The organism is Actinoalloteichus spitiensis RMV-1378 (genome assembly GCF_000239155.1).
Lineage (GTDB): Bacteria > Actinomycetota > Actinomycetes > Mycobacteriales > Pseudonocardiaceae > Actinoalloteichus_B > Actinoalloteichus_B spitiensis.
The window spans coordinates 1-3,236 of sequence record NZ_AGVX02000363.1 but is presented as its reverse complement, the minus strand read 5'-3'; the positions used below and the strand labels follow the sequence as shown (position 1 = coordinate 3,236).

At 73.3% G+C, this 3,236-nt stretch carries 3 protein-coding genes; 2 read left to right on the top strand and 1 reads right to left on the bottom strand.

Annotated elements, in window-relative coordinates:
- Positions 1-211: 211 nt before the first annotated feature.
- Positions 212-1,315 carry an Rv2629 family ribosome hibernation factor gene (locus ACTIDRAF_RS29270; RefSeq protein ID WP_245533560.1) on the bottom strand — a complete coding sequence of 368 codons (1,104 nt, stop codon included), beginning with the start codon at positions 1,313-1,315 and terminating at the stop codon, positions 212-214.
- Positions 1,316-1,667: 352 nt separating this feature from the next.
- On the opposite strand from ACTIDRAF_RS29270, the gene ACTIDRAF_RS32025 reads away from it, so the two are divergent.
- Positions 1,668-2,147: a hypothetical protein gene (locus tag ACTIDRAF_RS32025; protein ID WP_157163069.1), complete on the top strand. Its 480-nt coding sequence runs from the start codon at positions 1,668-1,670 to the stop codon at positions 2,145-2,147.
- Between the two features lie 187 nt (positions 2,148-2,334).
- Positions 2,335-3,180 (top strand): SDR family oxidoreductase, encoded by an 846-nt coding sequence (locus ACTIDRAF_RS0216180; RefSeq protein WP_026066170.1) that lies wholly within the window; start codon positions 2,335-2,337, stop codon positions 3,178-3,180.
- Positions 3,181-3,236: the final 56 nt, after the last annotated feature.

Here is a 3,236-nt window from a genome sequence, read left to right as displayed (position 1 = left end):
CGGTCAGGGCGTCGGGGTCGTCGTCGGCAGGCGGCTCCGCCTCCAGCGCCTCCTCGGCGCGGGTCGGGCGGTTCGCGTGCATCATGCTCCTGGTCTCCGCCTTCAGCTCCTCGTCCCGCTTCGGTCCGTGTCGGTCACTGCCCCGTTGCATCAGTGGTCCTCCTTGTCGGGGACGCCCACCAGGCCGGTGAGCGAGGCCGGCGCCGGTCGTTCACCGCGCCGCGTAGCGAAGCAGTCCTCCCACCTCCGTCGGTACCGACTCGTCGTCGTCGAACAGGTGCACGTGCGCGCCGGTCAGCGCCGCCGCCGCGACCACGGCCGCGTCGGCCCGCTCGGTGGTCACCTCCTCCTCGGAGAGGCCGAGCTCCTCCCGGTCCACCGCGACCTGGCTGTGCTCCGGCCCGACGTACACCCGCTGCTCCAACCCGCTGGCCCGGAGGAGGACCATGTCCATCCGGCCCTCCCGCAACGCGGTGAGCACCGGTCGGAGCCCGGAGAGCGCCCGGCCTCTCCCCCGGCCCAGCTCGGCGCGGAACTCCTCCAGGGCGTCGCGGGTGTCCTGGGCCACCTTCTCCCGCAGCAGCGCGCGGATCTCCTCCTCCAGCGCCTCGGTGTCGGTGCCGTCGGCCCGCCCCCCGACCTCGGTGCTGACGGCGCGCTGCTGGCTGTGGGGTGGCAGCGCGGCGAGGACCTCGTTCCTGGCCTGCACCTCGCCGGCGACGAGGACCAGTCCCGCGCCGCTCCGGCGCACGAGCCGGTCGATCTCCTCCGCGATCTCACCGGCGTTGCGGGCGGCGGTGTCCTCCACCCGCTGTTGGGCGCGGTGGTGGGACCAGCCCAGACCCCGCACCTTGTGCACGGGATGGGTCTCGCCCTCCACGGTGTGCTCGGCGCGCAACGTCGCGTTGCGCTCGTAGAGCCGCAGGTCCGCGCCGATCCGGTCGACCACGGCCACCACGAGCGGGGCCCCGGGGGCGGAGTCCGCGAGCACGGGGAGCACCTGGGGCAGCGGGGACCACCGCGCGTAGGGCAGTGCCGGCGGCTCGCTGACCTCCTCGTCCAGCAGCACCTCGCCGTCCGCCGCGACGAGCACCCGCCCGGCCGCGCCGACCGCCGGTTGCGCCGTGCGCAGCGCCTCCTCCAACGCGTCGATCGTGGGCCTGTCGGCCAGTTGGTCCTCCAGCTCCTCCCGGGCCTCCCGCCACCGCAGTTCGATCTCCTGACGCGCGTTCTCGGTGCTCCTGGTGACGTCCAGGTACACCGACGCGACCGGCCCCTCGGCCTGTGCCAACTCGCGAACCAGGCCTGTCTCCATGTTCACAACCTCCTCGGCGCGGGCGTTCGTTCGTCCTGCCGCGTGGGGTGGTCCGCGCGCGGTGGGACACCACGCCGGTCCGACCCGCACCCCTTTCCGGTCGCCTACCCCGTCCGGCCGCCGCTCACACGCCCGGTGGCCGTCCCGTCGGCGCTCCCCGCCCGGCCGCAGGAGCCTCGACCAGGCAGAACCGTCGAGCCAGCGGTGCCGCGCCCCACCCGCCACCGCGTCAGGCGCGTGCCAGATCCACCCGCTGGGTACCCCCGGAGGGAGAACGGGTGTCGACGCGGCCGGACGGGTGACACCGCTCGACGCGCTCGGCGGACCTGACGAACCACGAGAGGGAGACATGATGAGCGCCAGCGCTTCCGAGGAGCCGTGGCAGGAGATTCCCGACGTCCACCAGCCGGGCCCGGACAACGACGAGCCGCTGAGCGTCAGCGAGCAGCTCGACGAGGACGACCTCGACGTCGACCCGCTCGAGGAGGGCGTGGAACCGCCGGAGGACTGGTCGGAGGCGAACCGGTTCGGGATGACACCGCGTGAACAGCAGGCCGGGGAGGGGCTGGACGCTCGGCTCAACGAGGAGGTACCGGACGTCGGTCCGGCCGACGTGCCCGACCGCAGCCGCGCCGAGACACCGGCGGAGGACGTGGACGAGTTGCCCCGGGACGAGGAGTACCCGGACGAACCCGCCGAGCGGGAGGGGGTCGTGCTGCAGGGAGACGTGGTCGACGACAACGGGTTCGCCGGTGAGGACGTCACCGGGCGGACCGCGCAGCGGACCGACGCGACCGAGGAGGGCGCCGTCCGGGTGGAGCCCGAGGAGTAGGGGCCGCGCGCCCCGCCTGCCCGGAGTTCCTGGTCGGTGTGCGGGTGTGGGTGTGGGCGCGCTGGGTACGAGGAAGGAGCAGTGGAGGAACGGACCGCACGTGTTCTCCGCCGTCACGGGGCGCCTCCGGTGAGGCGAGGTGCCGCGGTGGGGCTGGAGGACCGGGAGGGAGTGGCACGTGAGCCGACTGGGACAGCCGGAGCAGGAGCAGGAGTTCCCCGGCAGCTCGGAGGAGATGGAACCCGGTCCCAGGGACCGGATGGCCGACTACGTGGGACGGGGCCTGCTGGCCGGGCGGAAGGCGCTGATCACCGGCGGGGATTCCGGGATCGGCCGGGCGGCCGCCGTGGCCTTCGCCAAGGAGGGCGCGGACGTGGCGGTGGCCTACCTCTCCGAACACGAGGACGCGGAGGTGACCCGCCAGCTCGTCGCGGACGAGGGACGGCGCTGCGTCCTGTTCCCCGGGGATCTGGCCGACCCGACGCACTGCCGGGACACGGTCGAGCAGACCGTCCAACACCTCGGGGGCCTCGACCTGCTCGTGAACAACGTGGCCGAGCAGGAGCCGGTGGACTCCCTGGAGGAGATCTCGGACGAGGCGTGGCTGCGCACCTTCGCCACCAACATGCACAGCTACTTCTACGTGACGAAGGCGGCGCTCCCGCACCTGCGTGAGGGCAGCGCGATCATCAACACCGGTTCGGTGAACGGGCTGCGCGGGAACGCCACCCTCATCGACTACGCCGCCACCAAGGGGGCCATCCACGCCTGGACCCGGTCGATGGCCCAGGCGCTGGTCGATCGGGGTATCCGGGTGAACTGCGTGGCACCGGGCCCCGTCTGGACGCCCCTGATCCCCGCCACGCTCGGTTCGGAGCGCACCGGGTCCTTCGGGGGCCAGGTGCCGATGGGACGTCCCGCGCAGCCCGACGAGATCGCACCGTCCTACGTGTTCTTCGCCGCCCCCGCGTTGTCCTCGTTCTACACCGGAGAGGTGCTGGCGCCGCTGGGCGGGGAGATCATGCCGAGTTGAGGAGCGTCCCGGACCACCGGCTGGCGGCCAGGTCGCCAGCCGGTGGTGCGCCGGGG

Excerpts from the sequence above, each read along its gene's own strand:
- ACTIDRAF_RS29270 (WP_245533560.1), bottom strand. The coding sequence starts at position 1,315 with ATGGAGACAGGCCTGGTTCGCGAGTTGGCACAGGCCGAGGGGCCGGTC.
- ACTIDRAF_RS32025 (WP_157163069.1), top strand. The coding sequence starts at position 1,668 with ATGAGCGCCAGCGCTTCCGAGGAGCCGTGGCAGGAGATTCCCGACGTC.